Origin of the sequence: Nocardia sp. NPDC059764, from assembly GCF_042732555.1 — a bacterium.
Lineage (GTDB): Bacteria > Actinomycetota > Actinomycetes > Mycobacteriales > Mycobacteriaceae > Nocardia.
On record NZ_JBHWHH010000167.1, the window covers coordinates 1 to 16025 of the forward strand.

General features: G+C 68.1%; 15 protein-coding genes. 12 read left to right on the top strand and 3 right to left on the bottom strand.

Going from position 1 to position 16025, the window contains the following annotated elements; genetic code table 11:
- Nucleotides 1–243 precede the first annotated feature (243 nt).
- Both ACFV4K_RS28315 and ACFV4K_RS28320 read right to left on the bottom strand, forming a co-directional pair.
- Entirely contained in the window at nucleotides 244–1758 is a 1515-nt protein-coding gene (locus tag ACFV4K_RS28315; RefSeq protein ID WP_379279004.1) for a hypothetical protein, read from the bottom strand.
- A gap of 86 nt (nucleotides 1759–1844) precedes the next feature.
- Nucleotides 1845–2738 (bottom strand): ATP-binding cassette domain-containing protein, encoded by an 894-nt coding sequence (locus tag ACFV4K_RS28320; protein WP_379279006.1) that lies wholly within the window; start codon nucleotides 2736–2738, stop codon nucleotides 1845–1847.
- A gap of 398 nt (nucleotides 2739–3136) precedes the next feature.
- Between ACFV4K_RS28320 and ACFV4K_RS28325 the strand changes: the two genes are divergently transcribed.
- From ACFV4K_RS28325 to ACFV4K_RS28360, 8 genes are all read left to right on the top strand, one after another.
- Nucleotides 3137–3742 (top strand): muconolactone Delta-isomerase family protein, encoded by a 606-nt coding sequence (locus ACFV4K_RS28325; RefSeq protein WP_379279007.1) that lies wholly within the window; start codon nucleotides 3137–3139, stop codon nucleotides 3740–3742.
- A 577-nt stretch (nucleotides 3743–4319) separates the two neighbouring features.
- Nucleotides 4320–4730 (top strand): hypothetical protein, encoded by a 411-nt coding sequence (locus ACFV4K_RS28330; protein ID WP_379279009.1) that lies wholly within the window; start codon nucleotides 4320–4322, stop codon nucleotides 4728–4730.
- Between the two features lie 342 nt (nucleotides 4731–5072).
- Complete coding sequence (locus tag ACFV4K_RS28335; protein WP_379279027.1) at nucleotides 5073–6203, top strand: 4Fe-4S dicluster domain-containing protein; 1131 nt, start codon at nucleotides 5073–5075, stop codon at nucleotides 6201–6203.
- Nucleotides 6190–6699, top strand: coding sequence for a Crp/Fnr family transcriptional regulator (locus tag ACFV4K_RS28340; protein WP_379279011.1), 510 nt, complete (start codon nucleotides 6190–6192; stop codon nucleotides 6697–6699). The genes ACFV4K_RS28335 and ACFV4K_RS28340 overlap by 14 nt, the downstream gene beginning before the upstream one ends.
- 41 nt (nucleotides 6700–6740) lie before the next feature.
- Nucleotides 6741–7550, top strand: coding sequence for an FAD/NAD(P)-binding protein (locus ACFV4K_RS28345; protein WP_379279028.1), 810 nt, complete (start codon nucleotides 6741–6743; stop codon nucleotides 7548–7550).
- On the top strand, nucleotides 7550–8323 hold the full coding sequence (locus ACFV4K_RS28350; protein WP_379279013.1) for an oxidoreductase: 774 nt from the start codon (nucleotides 7550–7552) through the stop codon (nucleotides 8321–8323). The genes ACFV4K_RS28345 and ACFV4K_RS28350 overlap by 1 nt, the downstream gene beginning before the upstream one ends.
- Nucleotides 8307–9599 carry a Ni/Fe hydrogenase subunit alpha gene (locus ACFV4K_RS28355; RefSeq protein WP_379279015.1) on the top strand — a complete coding sequence of 431 codons (1293 nt, stop codon included), beginning with the start codon at nucleotides 8307–8309 and terminating at the stop codon, nucleotides 9597–9599. Before ACFV4K_RS28350 ends, ACFV4K_RS28355 begins: the two co-directional genes overlap by 17 nt.
- Nucleotides 9596–10117: a hydrogenase maturation protease gene (locus ACFV4K_RS28360; RefSeq protein ID WP_379279017.1), complete on the top strand. Its 522-nt coding sequence runs from the start codon at nucleotides 9596–9598 to the stop codon at nucleotides 10115–10117. Before ACFV4K_RS28355 ends, ACFV4K_RS28360 begins: the two co-directional genes overlap by 4 nt.
- A 190-nt stretch (nucleotides 10118–10307) precedes the next feature.
- On the opposite strand, the gene ACFV4K_RS28365 is transcribed toward ACFV4K_RS28360, so the two are convergent.
- Nucleotides 10308–10823 carry a hypothetical protein gene (locus ACFV4K_RS28365; RefSeq protein ID WP_379279019.1) on the bottom strand — a complete coding sequence of 172 codons (516 nt, stop codon included), beginning with the start codon at nucleotides 10821–10823 and terminating at the stop codon, nucleotides 10308–10310.
- A 164-nt stretch (nucleotides 10824–10987) separates the two neighbouring features.
- On the opposite strand from ACFV4K_RS28365, the gene ACFV4K_RS28370 reads away from it, so the two are divergent.
- The 4 genes from ACFV4K_RS28370 to ACFV4K_RS28385 are packed head-to-tail and all read left to right on the top strand — an operon-like array spanning nucleotide 10988 to nucleotide 16005.
- Complete coding sequence (locus tag ACFV4K_RS28370; RefSeq protein WP_379279020.1) at nucleotides 10988–12037, top strand: DUF2235 domain-containing protein; 1050 nt, start codon at nucleotides 10988–10990, stop codon at nucleotides 12035–12037.
- Complete coding sequence (locus ACFV4K_RS28375; RefSeq protein ID WP_379279022.1) at nucleotides 12016–13896, top strand: hypothetical protein; 1881 nt, start codon at nucleotides 12016–12018, stop codon at nucleotides 13894–13896. Before ACFV4K_RS28370 ends, ACFV4K_RS28375 begins: the two co-directional genes overlap by 22 nt.
- Nucleotides 13897–13903: 7 nt before the next feature.
- A complete protein-coding gene (locus ACFV4K_RS28380; protein WP_379279024.1) occupies nucleotides 13904–15169 on the top strand; it encodes a hypothetical protein in 1266 nt (421 codons plus the stop codon).
- Nucleotides 15170–15174: 5 nt separating this feature from the next.
- A complete protein-coding gene (locus tag ACFV4K_RS28385) occupies nucleotides 15175–16005 on the top strand; it encodes a M12 family metallopeptidase (protein WP_379279026.1) in 831 nt (276 codons plus the stop codon).
- Nucleotides 16006–16025: the final 20 nt, after the last annotated feature.

Consider the following 16025-nt stretch of genomic DNA (forward strand, 5'->3'; position numbering starts at 1 on the left):
GTTGCATAGCAACGGCTTTCGTCATTCCATGACAGGGTGTCGAGCATCCCGTTCGCGGATGGCGGTTCAGCCTGGTCATGTCTTTGTGTCTGAAGCCGTATCGACCCTCCACGATTCTCCGCCACGCGGCGTCTGCGCCGCCGCCGGGGACCGATCTCGCCGGGTATCTGCGGCGGATCGGTGGCTCGGTCACCGAACATCCGAACCGCACATGAGCAGGTGTGGCTGTTCGTGTGCGGGCCGTCAGCCCGTGACCAGGTCGCGGCGGCGGAATGCCCACAGCGACAGGGTGATCAGGGCGAGGCCCGAGAGAGTGAGGACTGCGGCGGGAGTGATGGTGAACTGTTGCAGGGGGACTCGGGGCACGGCGTGGAAGGGGCTTATCTTCAGCGACCATTCGGGGGCCTTCAGGGCGGTGCCCAGGGCGTCCCAGAGATACATGGCGGCGACTACGCCATAGGTGAAGGCGACAGCGCGGGGCCAGAGCGCGAGGATGGCCGCTGTGAATCCGGTGGTGATCACGATCAGGGGGATGGTGTTGGCAGCGGCTGCGGCCAGGCCGTTCACGCGGACCCGCTCACCGGTGATCGCCGCGCCGACCCAGATCGACACGGCCGCGAGTGTGGCCGCCGCCAGCGCGACCGTGGCCGCCAGCAGGATTCGGCCGCCGAGCCAGCCGGTTCGCGAGCAGGGCATGGCGAGCACGAGTTCGAGCCGGCCGGTGGATTCCTCGCCACGGGCCGCCACCAGCAGCGTCACCACCAGCAGGGCGACGATCAACTGGGTCATGGAGAAGGCGGCGGCCACGAAGCCGTCGACCGCGAAGCGTTCGCCGAACATCCGGCCGAGCATCGGTGTGCGCTGCATGAGTTCGAAGACCGTCTTGATCAGGGCGCCCAGCAGACCCATGTAGAACGCTACCGCCAGCGCCCAGATAGCCAGTTGCGGCGCCTCGTCGCGCAGGGCCGCCTGCCATGACGTCCCCAGCAGGAGCCGCCGGGGCGGGCGGCTGTCGCGGGCGGACAGTATGCCGAGGCCGACGTCGCGGGCCGCCAGCATCGGCAGTGCGGCCAGTACCAGCAGGACCGTCGCCCCCAGCGACAGGGCGAGTGCGGGCACACTGGGCGTGGCGGGCGGTGCGAGTTCCTCGATCCACCCCAGCGGTGTCACCCAACGCAGCCACCCGACCCCGTTGCCGGTATCAGCGGGCACGCGAATGATGAACGCGGTCACCAGAATTCCGATTGCGATCAGTCGTGCCGCGCGCACCGTGTTCACCAGCTGACTGGTTACTGCAGCGACCGCCGTGAACAGCAGCGCCGGCAGCATCAGCTGCAGGCCCAGTTCCAGACTGTTCGAGACGGCCAGCAGATGCTGGGGGACGCCGACGACTGCCAGCGACACCATCGCCACCACGCCGATGGTGAGCGTTTCCAGCGTGGTTGCGGTGAGCGCGGCGGCGAACCAGCGGTTCCGGGGTTGCGGCGCGGCCAGCGCCAATTCGCCGCGGCCCGCATCCTCTTCACCGCGCAGCGCACCGGTGGTGATGATGACCGCCCACACCGCCATGATGATGCCGATGCTGGTCATGGACCGCCACGCCACCCATCCGGTCGGGTCGGCGATGTCGTACGGGTAGCCGTAGAGGGCGCGCAGTGCGCCGTTGTCTACCAACGGTGCGAGCGCCGCGGCGCGGGTGGCCGCATTCGGGAACACCGACTGGTATGCCTGCAGCTGCACGGTCGCGAACACAGCCATGAGCAAGGTCATCGGCAGTAGTGACATCCTGTTGGCGCGCAACCGGAAACGCGTCATCATCCAGAACGCGCGGATGTCGCCGCCGCTCATGACGTCGGCCCGCTGTGGTAGTGGACGAGGAAGATCTCCTCCAGACTGGGCTCCCGGCTGTCGAGTGTGGTGACCGGCATCCGGTCGAGCACCGACAGCAGCGGCCCCATCTCGCCGCGCACCTGCAGGGCCACATGGTGATCGGTGGAGTCCGTGATACCGACGCTGTCCAGCTGTCGGAGCGGGCTCAGGTCGACGGGCCCGCTGAAGTTCACCTCCACCGTCCGCGCGGACAGATGCCGGAGCTGTTCGAGGGTGCCTTCGTCGATGAGCTTGCCTGAGCGCAGGATTCCGATCCGATCGCACAGCGCCTCCACTTCGCTGAGCACGTGCGAGGACAGAAAGACCGTCTGCCCGCGTTCGCGCGCCTCGGCGACGGTGTCGCGAAAAGCGGCTTCCATCAGCGGATCCAGCCCAGCGGTGGGCTCGTCCAGGATCAGCAGGGCGCTGCGGGTGGCGAATGCCGCGATCAGTTGTACCTTCTGCCGGTTTCCCTTGGACAGTGCGCGAACCTTCTTGCTGTCGTCGAAGTCGAATCGCCGCACCAGCCGGTCCCGATAGGCCACATCGCAGCCACCGCGCAGATTCGCCAGATAGTCCAGGGTTTCCGCGCCGGTGAGCCCCGGCCACAGCGTGGGCTCGGACGCGATATACGCACACTGTCGATGCACGGCAACCGGATCGGACCAGGCGTCGTGCCCGGCGACCCGGACGTCTCCCGCGGTGGGGCGGTGCAGGCCCAACAACAGCCGGATGGTGGTGGTCTTGCCGGCCCCGTTGGGACCCAGGAATCCGTACACCTCGCCGGCGGCGATGTCGAGATCGAGCCCGTCCAGCGCCGGTGTCGCCCCGTATCGCTTGGTCAGCCCGTGCGCCTCGATGGCACCCATCGGTCACCTCCATGCCGTCGAACCACGTGCCCCAAGGCCTATTGTCGGCCGAGTCATGCCCTCCGGGCCATGGTTGGTGGACCCGGGGATGCGATCGATCGTCCCGGGATTCCGTCCGACCAAAGTCCTTTTCGGCGGGCATCGGTCAGGTCCGCTCGCCTCGCCACCGCTACGCTGGTCACGAGGTCTCCGGCTGTTCAGATTTTGCTTCGTCGCTGATCCGAATACCGGAGACCTCACCTATATGCCAACACGGGCAACAGCTTCAGTCGAACACGCTGATGGGGTGGGACCGCTGCGCCCCGGGCGCCGAGCGTACGACCGGGACGTTCGTGCCCGGAACCGTGGGGGGTCGGTGCGTGTGTCACCCGAGCGGTCTAGCGCGAGGAGGGGGTCCTATGGAGTTCCTGGTCGACATGACGACACACGTTCCGTCCGGCACGTCACCGGATGCGGTCGACGACATCCGCGGACTCGAGGCGAAATGCGCGCGCGAACTCGCCGCGGCAGGCCACCTGCTGAGATTGTGGCGGCCGCCGCTCGCTCCCGGCCAGTGGCGCACACTCGGACTGTTCTCCGCCGCGGACGCGGACCGGCTCGAGCGCGACCTCGCGTCGATGCCGCTGCGGATCTGGCGCACCGATACGGTGACGCCCTTGGCGGACCATCCCAACGACCCCGGCAACCGGACCTCGACATCTCCCTTGAACGAATTCCTCGCCACAATGACGATCACGACGCCGGTGGGAGCCACCACCGATGCGATCTCGGACCGGGAGACGCGCGAGGCCGGCCACGCTCGTGAGCTCGCGGACCAGGGCATCCTCCGTCGGCTGTGGAAGCTCCGGACCGAGCCCGGCCGGCAGCGAACCCTGGGACTGTGGGCCGCCGCCGATGAACCGGCCCTCAGCACCACCTTTCGGTCACTTCCCTTGTACGACTGGATGGTTGTGACGACCACACCGCTGTCAGCCCATCCGAGCGACCCGTTAGGCGCGCACTGACCGTCAGGACGGCTAGCGACCGGCCTTGAACGCCTCCCAGCGCGCCTCACGCTCGGCTCGGTAGGCGGGGCCGAGTTCGCAACCAGATCCGCACGCGCGACACCCGCCTCCCGCTGCGCTGGCTGGGAAATCCCGGCACCTTCGGTCACTGCCTGGCCGCACTACAGCGCGAGACCACACCCGGCTACATTCTCGAATTCGACAGTTATGCAGCGAAATACGCGGCAGCCGGACTTCCGGTCCACCGGCCACTGGAGATCCAGCCCTACTACCCGTGGAGTATCGCCTGGCGCGACGAGCAGCCCACCGAGCCTGTCGCCAGATTCCTGGAAGTCACCGAACGCACCGCGCACGAACGCCAATGGTGTACACCCTCGCCACGACTCGCCACACCGTGGCTGCCACCCGCCTCCGCCTCCCGGAGAACCGGCCACCCCGCGGACGCGGGTCCTGCTGGGCTGACACGCAACGAGCTGGCGAATCCCGTTCGGACATATCGTTCTCCGACGAAGGAGTGGACATGACCCCTCCGCCATAGTCTATGGTTAGCCTAACCTGACCTGAAGGAGATCTGCTCATGATTCGCAAGTTCGTCGTGGCCTCGATGCTGTCCGCCAGCTTGTTGGCGCCGGCCGTCGCCGTCGTCGCGACCGCGCCGGCCGCCGTGGCCGCGCCGGCCACGCCGTCCGCGGGTGAGCTGCAGGGCAAGCTGCAGGCGGCGCTGAACGGGTCGTCCGCCGAGCTGGAGTCCGGCGACGCGAGCCAGATCGTCAACGTGCGTCAGGTGATTCAGCGGATTCCGGGGTACAGCTGGGACGTGTCGGGGCCGATCTCGGTCGACGGTGACGTCCTGTCCGCCACGCTGAACAGCCGGTTGGGATCCTATGCCTTCCCGTTCTCGGTGACCTGGAAGAACGTCGGCGGTACCTGGAAGCTCTCGCGCGAGAGCGAGGAAATGCTCGCGAGCTACGCGAACATGGCCTGGTGATAGCGCACAGCCTCTACTGAGGAAGGGCAGGAACCGGTACGCGCGTGGTCGCGTTCGGGTTTCAGACCTGTGGACGGCGAACATTGTGGGCGCTCATCGATTCCCGCCATGACGTCGTCCTCTCGGTCACCCATCCGGCCGCCGACTGTGCGCGTACCCAATGCGCTAGCCGGTGTAGGCCGGCTTTCGCGGCCACGGTGTGCTGAGGGACGCGGCACCGATTGGTGCCTTCCGGCTGCCCGGGACGGGACCTTCGGCGCTCCCCCGGCGGATCCGCCCCGACCAGACTCGGAACCGACGTCGTGATCGAGCACCGACCTCGTGACCGAACGGAGGCTGCTGATGACCGTCGGCGAGACCGTGACATTCGACCGGGCGGGTCTGGACCAGCTGATCGTCGTGCTGCGTGCACACGGCTATCGGGTGATCGGCCCGCAAGTCCGCGACGGCGCCATCGTCCTGGACGAACTCGACTCGGGCGCCGGGCTGCCCGCGGGCTGGGGCGTGCACACCGAGCCGGGCCGGTACCGGCTGCATCGGCGTGAGGACGCCGCGGTCTTCGCCCATTCGGCCGGGCCCGGATCGTGGAAGCAGTTTTTGCACCCGCCGCGCCGCCGGGTGGCAGAGTTCGATGCCGACCTGAATGCGCGTGCGGCACAGGAGATTCCGGTGCCGACCGCCTTCCTCGGTGTACGTGGCTGCGATATGGCCGCGATCGCCGTCCTCGGCCGGGTGCTCGGCGAGGACGCGTATCCGGATTCGGCCTTCGCGGCCAGGCGGCGTGAGCTGTTCCTGATCGGCGTGAACTGTACCGAGCCCGGCGGGGTGTGCTTCTGCTCTTCGATGGGCACCGGGCCGGGTGTGGGCGCCGGCTACGACATCGCGCTCACCGAACGACTCGGCGCGACCGGCCATCGGTTCCTCGCCGAGCCGGGCAGCGACGCGGGCGCGCGGATATTGGCCGAACTGGTCACCGAACCGGCCTCGGACGCCGAGATGTCGGCCGCGCGCGCCGAGGTCTCGGCCGCGGCCGGGCGGATGGGCCGCAGCATGCCGGATGTCGACGTGCGCGAGGTGATTCGCCGTTCCCGCGAGTCCCCACAGTGGGAGGACGTCGCAAGCCGCTGCTTGACCTGCGGCAACTGCACCATGGTGTGCCCGACCTGCTTCTGCACCAGCACCGAGGACGTCACCGATCTCACCGGCGAGCACGCCGAACGCTGGGAGCGCTGGGCCTCCTGCTTCGAACTGGACTTCTCCTATCTGCACGGCGGCAGCGTCAGACAGTCGGGTGAGAGTCGCTACCGGCAATGGCTCAGCCACAAATTGGGCACCTGGTACGACCAGTTCGGCAGTTCCGGCTGCGTGGGCTGCGGGCGCTGCATCGCCTGGTGCCCGGCGGGCATCGACCTGACCGTCGAGGTCGCCCGACTCGCTGAACTCGACGAGGGAGCAGCGGATGACCACCGCTGAGGAACTGTCGGCCTTCGCGCCGCTGGCCGCGCTGGACCGCGCGCACCTCGACACGCTGGCTCGCGCCGGACACGACGTCCGCTATCCGCCCGGCCGGCGGCTGATCGTGGAAGGGCAACGGGCCGACCGCTGCTGGATGATCTGCTCCGGGCGCGTGGTGCTGGACGCGGCCGTGCCCGGACGCGGCGATGTCGTGGTGCAGACACTCGGCCCCGGCGATTTGCTGGGCTGGTCGTGGGCCGTGCCGCCATACCGGTGGCATTTCGGCGCGATCACGACCGAACCGGTGCAGGCGATCGAATTCGACTCGGCACGGTTATCCGAATTCGCCGACGCCGACCCGAGATTCGGGCACGCGCTGACGCTACTGCTGTTCGAGGTCCTGGCGGAACGCCTACAGGCCACCCGCGCCCGATTGCTGGACCTCTACCGCAATCCCGGTGAGACCTGCTTCGTCGCGCCGGCGCGACTCGGCCCGTACGGGGGCCAACAGTGACCAGTGCGCTGCCCGTTCGCGTGCCCACCGACCCGGACACCATGCTCCGTTACCGGGTGACCGGCCGCGTCCCGCAGACCGCGGACACCGTGACCCTGTTACTCACCCCGATCGACGGTGCGGCACAACGATTCCGGGCCGGGCAGTTCATGATGCTCTACCGCTTCGGTGTCGGCGAGATCGCTATCTCGGTCAGCGGCGATCCCTGTGCTGCGGGCGATCTGCTCGAGCACACCATCCGCGTGGTCGGCGCGGTGAGCGCCGCCCTGCACGACGCGCCGATCGGTGCGGTCATCGGGGCGCGCGGTCCCTTCGGGACGGGCTGGGATCTCGATTCGGCCGTCGACCGTGACTTGATCATCGTCGGCGGTGGGGTCGGCCTGGCTCCGCTGCGTCCCGTGGTGCTGGAGGCGTTGGCGCGGCGCACCGAGTACCGCAGCGTCACGCTGATCACCGGCGCCCGCACGCCCGCCGACATCCTCTTCCGGGAAGATCAGCATGGCTGGCAGACCGGTGGCGAGATCGAGGTTCATCAGATCGTGGACCATCCGTCCCCCGGCTGGACCGGGCGAATCGGCTTCGTCACCGAACCGCTGGGCAGGCTGATCGTCGATCCGGCGCGTACCACCGCGTTCCTGTGCGGACCGGAACCGATGATGCGGTTCTGCGCGCAGACGCTGCTGCGCAAGGGTGTTGCGCCGACCGATATCCGGGTAGCGCTGGAACGAAACATGCAGTGTGGTGTCGCCCGCTGCGGGCACTGCCAGCTCGGTCCGCTGCTGGTGTGCCGGGACGGGCCGGTGGTGGACTACGCGGTCGCCGAACCGCTGATCTCGGTGCGGGAGCTGTGATGGCCGCCCCGACGCTCGCGGTGTGGAAGTTCACTTCGTGCGACGGCTGCCAGCTCTCCCTGCTGGACTGCGAGGACGAGTTGCTCACCCTCGCGGGCCGGGTCCACATCGCGCATTTCACCGAGGCGTCGAGCGTGGTCGAGGGCGGACCCTACGATGTGTCACTGGTAGAGGGCTCGGTGACCACGCCGGATGAACAGCGGCGGATCATCGAGATTCGCGCGCAGTCGCGGATCCTGGTGACGATCGGGGCTTGCGCCTGCCACGGCGGCATCCAGGCGTTGCGCAACTTCGCCGACGTCGCTGAGTTCGCGTCAGTGGTTTACGCCAGCCCCCAATATATTTCGACACTCGCGACCGCGACGCCCATCGCAGCGCACGTGCCGGTGGACTATGAGCTGCGCGGCTGTCCGATCGACCGCCGTCAGCTGCTCGGCACGTTGTGTGCGTTGCTGGCCGGCCGCGAGCCCGATCTGCCGGACACCAGCGTATGCACCGAGTGCAAGCGCCGCGGCACCACCTGCGTGACGGTTTCCGATGGCATCCCGTGCTTGGGGCCGGTCACTCAGGCCGGCTGCGGGGCGTTGTGCCCGGCCTACCATCGCGGCTGCTACGGGTGTTTCGGTCCGATGGCGCGGCCCAATATCGGTGCGCTGCTGCCGATTCTGCGCGTCAACGGCATGGATACCGACGATATCGACAGGGTCTTCAGTACGTTCGCCGTGGGCGCGCCGCCCTTCGCGGAGAGGACGCGCGATGAGCCATCGCAGTAGGCAATTGCGGGTCAGCTCGCTGGCCCGGGTCGAGGGCGAAGGCGCCCTGCGTGTGGTCATCGAGAATGGCCGAGTTGAGCGCGCCGAGCTGAACATCTACGAGCCGCCGCGGTTCTTCGAAGCGTTCCTGTGCGGACGGGCCTACACCGAGCCGCCCGACATCACCGCCCGCATCTGCGGCATCTGCCCGGTCGCGTATCAGACCAGCGCCTGCAACGCGCTCGAACAACTCTGCGGCATCGAGCTGGACGCGGCGCTGGCCGAGCTGCGGCGGCTTTTGTACTGCGGCGAATGGATCGCCAGCCACGCCCTGCATATTCACCTGCTGCACTTGCCGGACTTTCTCGGCTACCCCGACGCGCTCGCGCTGGCCACCCATCACCGGGAACTGGTCGAGCACGGCCTGGCGTTGAAGAAGGCCGGCAACAGTCTGCTGGAGCTCATCGGCGGGCGCCCGATCCATCCGGTCAATGTCCGCGTCGGCGGCTTCTACTCGCTGCCGAGCCGCGCCGATCTGGACGCGGTCGCCGAACAGCTGCGCCGCGCACTGGATTACGCGATCGAGACCGCGCGTTTCGCCGCCGGATTCGACTTCCCCGACATGGAGCTCGACCATGAGCTGATGGCCGCCACCGCGCCGGGGCGGTATGCCATCGAGGACGGGATGGTGTGCACCAGCACGGGCTCGGCCTTCCCCGCAGCGGAGTTCGGCGCGCACGTGGTCGAAGAGCAGGTTCCGCACTCGACGGCGCTGCACGCCAGGCTCGACGGCGAGCGGTATCTGACCGGTCCGCTGGCCCGCTACAGCCTCAACTCCCGGCAGCTCTCACCACTGGCCCGCGAGGTAGCCGCGTCCGTCGGCCTCGGCGAGCAATGTCGGAATCCGTTCCGCAGCATCCTGGTTCGCGCCGTCGAGGTGGTCTATGCGATCGACGAGGCCCTGCGAATCATCGGGGATTACCGGCCGTCCGACCGCGCGGCAGTGCCGTGCGCACCGCGCGCCGGCGTCGGCCACGGTGTCAGTGAGGCGCCGAGGGGGTTGCTCTATCACCGGTACGAGGTCGACGAGCGGGGAATCATCCGATCCGCTGTCATCGTGCCGCCGACATCGCAGAATCAGACCGCCATCGAGGACAACCTGTGCCGGGTGGTGGGCGAGCATCTCGACCTCGACGATGCCGCGCTGACGCACCTGTGTGAACGCACGATCCGCAACTACGATCCGTGCATCTCGTGCGCGGCCCATTTCCTCGAACTCGACGTGGTGCGCCGATGAGCGGGCCGCGAGCGGTCGTGATCGGCGTCGGCAACGAGTATCGGCGCGACGACGGCATCGGCCCGGCGGTCGCCCGGTACCTCGAGAAGCTCTGTCTGCCAGGGGTTTCGGTCGCCCTGTGTGATAGTGATCCGACCGGGCTGCTGGACCTGTGGGCCGGGGCCGAACTCGCGGTGGTGGTCGATGCCGTGCTCTGTCAGCCATCGACGCCCGGCCGCGTCTGGCGAACCACCCTCGACTCCGCGCATGGGCTCACCCACGCGGCCAGCTCTCACGCCATCGGCATACCTGATGCCGTGCCGCTCGGCCGTCTGCTCGGTCGGGTTCCGCACGAACTCGTGGTCGTCGCCGTCGAGGCCGAGCGTCTCGACCTCGGCGTCGGCCTGTCCGATCCGGTCGCGGCCGCCTTCCCCGAAGTAGTGACGGCCGTCCTGGCCGAACTCGACCACGTCGGCATCGCCGGCGGGCCTCGACCGCCGCGCCGAACCGCGGACGATCACCGGCGAGATGCGCAATGACGAAGTCGTCGTGACCTGCTGGGCCCGCGGCGACTCCGGTTGCGGTCGGAGTCGAACCGGGTCGGTACAACCGGTTCAAGGTCGACCGCCGTCTGTGGGTCACCGCGGAGGGAGGCGGATCCACGCGGAACGGGTCACAGCCCGGAGGAAAGCCGCTGCGGTGCAGCGGCTTTCTCGGCCGGGGCGGGGGTCAGGCGGGTGGGGTGGTGGTGTTGCGGGCGAGGTCGGAGAGTTCGGCGAGGAAGTCGGCGGTGGGGACGGGTTTGCCTTCCTTGCCGATGGGCGAGGGTTCCAGCGGGACGAGGAGGTCGTCGGTCGGTGAGTGGAGCCAGAGAGCCGTCACGTAGAGGGCGGGGATGCGGAGGAGGCGGAGTTCGTAGCCCTTCTTCTCCAGCTGGGGCAGTTCGCGGAGGGTTTGGGCCTTGTTGTCGGTGCCGAGGGCGAAGGGGCCCTCGGTGAACTGGGAGACTTCCTGGGTGCCGTCGGGGGCGGTTTCGGCGCTGGCGATGATCTGGGTGCCGTCGGTGACCAGGTAGCGCCAGCCGACGGGCTGGGCGTGGTCGAGGCCGGCGGCGGCGAGGTCGTCGAGGCCCATGGTGAAAACCTCGTGGGGCGTGGACAAGTCGAGGTTCTCCTTGCGGGCGCCTTTCAGTGCCTTGGTGGAGAACTTGCCGCCCTCGGCGAAGGCGTGCAGGAGGCCCTTCACCTTGCCGGCCCCGCCAAGCAGTCGGTTCCGCGCCCGTGCGGGCGCCGGCGATAGTAGAGCACTCACCTGGGGTACCCGAATTCAGTAGTTGACCCCTCCGTTTATCTAAATTCGAGTACGCCACTACTCGATACCTGGCGATTCTTCGGCGCGACACTCGATAGGTGTTTACAGAATCGGCGGCGAAGAACATCGTCATCTGTCTCGACGGGACAGGCAATCAACTCCGGGCCACCGGCAGCACGAATGTCGTCCGTTTGTTCGAGATGCTCGATCTGAGCGATTCCACCCGGCAGATCGCGTTCTACGATCCGGGCGTCGGCACCTTCAGCGCCCGGGGCGCGTGGTCGCCGCCCGCGCGCTGGGTATCGCGCATGCTCGGCCTGGCCGTGGGCAGCGGTCTGCGCTCGAATCTCGCTGAGGCCTATACCTATCTGATCGAACACTGGCGTCCGGGCGACCGGGTGTTCGTCTTCGGTTTCAGCCGCGGCGCCTACACCGCGCGGGCCCTGGCCGGGCTGTTGCACGAGCCCGGGCTGCTGCGGCCCGGCAGCGAGAATCTCGTCCAATACGTCGTCAGCGCCTATACCCGCAAGACGACGGATTGGCCCGAACTGCGCCGCTATGCCCGCTCCTTCTGTTCGAAGACCCCCGAGGGCGAATTCTCGATTCCCATCGAATATCTGGGGGTCTGGGACACGGTGAAGGCGGCCGGGTTGTTCCGCTGGAATCTGCACTGGCCCTTCACCCGTCAGATCCCGAATGTCGAACGCGTGCGGCACGCCGTTTCCATCGACGAGAAGCGACGCCCGTACGAGCAATATCTCGTCGTTCCGAAGGGCGAGCGGCCCGTTCTCACCGAGGCCTGGTTCGCCGGGGTCCATTCCGATGTCGGCGGCACCTTCGAGGACGATCCGCGCTTGGCCGGGATCGCGCTGAAATGGATATCCGACGGCGCGATCGAGGCCGGACTGAACCTGAAGCCCAAGGCCTACCGCGATGTCTGCGCCCTGACCGAGAACCATGCGAGCGGCCGAGTGCACCGCATGGGCTGGATCTGGGCACTGCTCACCTACCGTCACCGCCGCATTCCCGCGGATGCCCTGCTGCACGCGAGCGTGCGGACCCGGTGCGAGACGGATACGAACTACGGCAAGCGAATCCCGCGCGCGGTCCGGTGGGAGGACGAGCAATGGACGAAACCGCACCTGTAGTCGCCTACAGCATGGGCGGCATCTGCCCGCCCGCACGCCGCCGACTGCGGACCTTCGCCTTCGACCCCATGTCGACGCGCCTGACCGGGCGCTTCCTCACCCTGGACATCCCGTTCGAGAAGTTCAAGGGCCCCGGCCCGGACGGCGGACTCGTGCAGGTCGTCGACTACGACGCCAGCCGCGAGAAGTGGTACGCCCCGATCGACCTCGACGACCCGTATCTGTTGGCGCAGGACGGAATTCGCCCGACCGAGAGCGATCCTCGCGCCCATCAGCAGGTCGTCTACGCCGTCGCGATGAGCGTCCTGGAACGCTTCGAGCGCTTCATGGGCCGCCGTTTCCGCTGGCACCGCGAGCAGGTCCTGCGCCTGGTTCCGCACGCCTTCGAGGGCCAGAACGCCTATTTCGATCCGAAGCGCCGCGCGGTCCTGTTCGGCTACTACCGGGCCGATGCCGAGAACCCGGGCGCGAATCTGCCCAGTCAGATCATCTTCACCTGCCTGTCGAGCGATATCGTCGCCCACGAGGTGACGCATGCGATCGTGCACCGAATCCGCCGTCTCTACAGCGAATCCACGCATCGGGACGTCTTCGCCTGGCATGAGGCGGTGGCCGATCTGATGGCATTGTTCCAGCATTTCACCCACCGCGACGTCGTCGTCGACGCCATCGCGAAGACCTCGGGCGAGCTCGGCAAGAGCGGCGGACTCCTGGACCTGGCACGGGAATTCGGTGAATCCACCGGCCGCGGCGCGGCCCTGCGGTCGGCGATCCGCAGCCCGGACCGCACCCCCAATCAGTTTCTGGCCGCGCAGGACCCGCACGAGCTGGGCGCCTGCTTCGTGGCTGCGGTCTTCGACGCCTACCTCGACTCCTATCAGAGCGCCATCGCGGACCTGCTGCGGATCGCGACCGGCGGCACCGGCGTGCTGCCGCCCGGCCACCTGCATCCGGATCTGGTGTCCCGCATCGCCGACGAGGCGGTCAAGACCGCGGACCGCCTCCTCGGAATGGTGGTGCGCGCCTTCGACTACCTGCCGGTGGTGGATGTCCGCTTCGGCGATGTGGTGCGCGCGATCGTCACCGCCGACCGCGGCCTCTACCCCGAGGACCGCGAGCATCTACGCGCCACGCTGGTGGAGGCGCTGCGCCGGCGCGGCATCTGGCCGACCAGCGTCGCCTCGCTGACCGATGAGGCGCTGGTCTGGCATCAGCCCGACACCGGCCTGAACCTCAGCCGCGGCAAACACGCGGTGGATCTGTCCAAGGTCATTCTGTCGGCCTCCCGTGACCTCGACCCGGGCGGCGCTGCGGGTGAATTGCGCACGCCGCCGGTCCCCGACGGCAATGGCAGTCCCCGCGCCCTGGAGCCCCCGACGGCGAGTGTGGTCTTCCGTGAGGTCGCCATCGGCATCACCGCCTGGGCCCGCGTGAACGCCCTGCAACTCGGACTCGATCCGAAGCTGCCGATCAGCTGCGAAGGCATCCACGTCTCCTACCGGCGGGCGGGCGACCGGCTGCCGCGCCCGGAGCTGGCCATCCAGCTGCTGCAGCGGCGCACCGACCTCGAGGACCCGAAGCAGTACAAGCCGCCGGCGATCCGCGCGGGCACCGCCCTGGTCGTCCGGGTGGACGGCGGCGTCGAATACATCATCGCGAAGCCGCTGCCCCTGAGTGATCCGGCGGTGGCAACCGACGACAACGCCAGAGAGTTCCATGAGGCCGGGAAGCAGCGGCTCGCCGAAATGACCCGATGGTTCGAGTCCCTGGAGGCCGCGGACCCGTTGAGCGCCTTCACGGCCGAGCACGCGATTCACCGTCTCGGCTTCGCCACGATCCATTCCGACACCGGGGAGTAGGTGCGAGATGGCCACCCGGACAACGATTTCGGTCCGCATGTACAACGTGGGCTTCGGCGACGCGTTCACGGTGACCGTCCGTCGCGGCGACGACACCTGGCGGATGCTGGTCGACTGCGGCGTGCACAGTCAGGGCCGGGCCCGCCCGATCCGCGAATCGGTGCGCGCCATCATCGCCGATCTCACCGAGGCCGCGCCCGACCACCGCCCGCACCTCGATGTCGTGGTCGCCACCCACCACCACGCCGACCACATCACCGGATTCGCCTGCGAGGAATGGGAACAGGTGCTGGTGGACGAGGTGTGGGTGCCGTTCGTCGAGGATCCCGACGACGCGGACGCGCGCCGCATCCGCGGCGGCCAGGCCGAGGCCGCCAACGGCCTACTGGCGCTGAGCCAACGGCGCGTCGCCGAACTCGACGGCCGCCTGCCCGCCAGTGTCGAACAGGCCCGCATGTTCGCGCTCAACGCGCAAGGAAATGCCGCCGCGACCGATCGTCTGCTGGGCCGCAATCAGCGCGGGTTCGCCGCCCCGCACCGGGTTCGGTTCCTGCCCAGCCGGACCGAGGCCGAGAACCGGATCGCCGTGGACCGAGTCGGCGTGGTCGCCCACATTCTCGGGCCCTCCCGCGACATCAAGTTCCTCGCGCGCATGGATCCGCCCACCCAGCAGTCGTGGCCACTGGTCCGCGCCGGCACCGACTCCGCCGGGCCGCTCACGCCGCTGTTCCACGCGCGGTACATCAGCTCCAGTCAGCTGCCGGGCCGGCTTCCGGAGGCGAAAGCGGATCTGGCGCTGGAGAATCTGGTGCACGATGACGATCGATTGCTGCGTGCCGCGGCGATTCTGGAGAACGCCGTGAACAACACCAGTGTCTTCTTCGTCCTCGATGTGTCCGGAACGCGGCTGCTGTTCCCCGGGGACGCGCAGCAGGGCGCGTGGGAGTACGTGTTCTCCGACGCCCGCAATGTCGACCTGCTGACCGACCTGGCGCTGTACAAGGTCGGCCATCACGGGTCGCACAACGCCACTCCTCGCCGATTCGTCGAAAAGGACTGGCAGACATCGGGGTACGCGATGGTCCCGTTCGGGCCGGTGCAGCGATGGGTGAAGACCATACCCAAGAAGTCGCTGGTCGAGTCGCTCGAACAGCACCATCACACGGTGGTCCGAGCGGACCAGCCGCCCGAGGCCGTACCCGGTCACCTGGCCGTGCACGGCGACCTCTGGACCGAGGTCACCCTCACCGCAACGAATCACCACCAGGAGTGAAAGACATGTCCACCGGAGACGCCATCATCGTGTGCACGCCGCGCAGTCTGCCCGGCGACACCCTGTTCGCGGCCGCCAAGACGGCCGTGGAGATCAATCCCGCGAACCGCCCGTACCTGCGCCCGGTCACCGGATTGGTCGCGCCGGGGACGGTGAACAAGGAATTCATCTCCGCCATCACCACCAAGTACTGGCGCAGCGGCGGCGTGCATCTCGCGGTGCGGTTCCTCGACACCGACGACGCCGACCTCAAGAAGCGCATCGTCAGCCACATGAACGCGTGGTCGCCGGGCGCGAACATCAAGTTCTCCGAAAGCCGCGGCAAGGACGCGGAAGTGCGGATCGCCCGCACCCCCGGCGACGGCTACTGGTCGTATCTGGGCACCGACATCCTGCACATCGCGGCCGACCAGCCGACCATGAACCTGGACTCCTTCTCCATGGACACCCCCGAGAGCGAGTACAAGCGGGTCGTGCGCCACGAGACCGGCCACACCCTGGGCTTCCCGCATGAGCACCTGCGCCGCGAGGTCGTCGATGGCATCGACCCCAAGAAGGCGATCAAGTACTTCCAGGCGACCGACGGCTGGAGCCCGGACACCACCCGCGCCCAGGTGCTGACTCCGCTCGAGGACGTCAGCCTCATCGCCACACCGACCGACACCCTGTCGATCATGTGCTACCAGCTGCCGGGCTCGATCATGCGCGACGGCAAGCCAGTCCCCGGCGGCCTGGACATCGACGCCCAGGACCGCAATTTCGCCCAGACGCTCTACCCGGCGACCCTGGTGGGCACACCCCACCCGGCCGCGAAGGCCACCGCGCACGCACGGTGACCGCTTCGATAAGAGGGGAC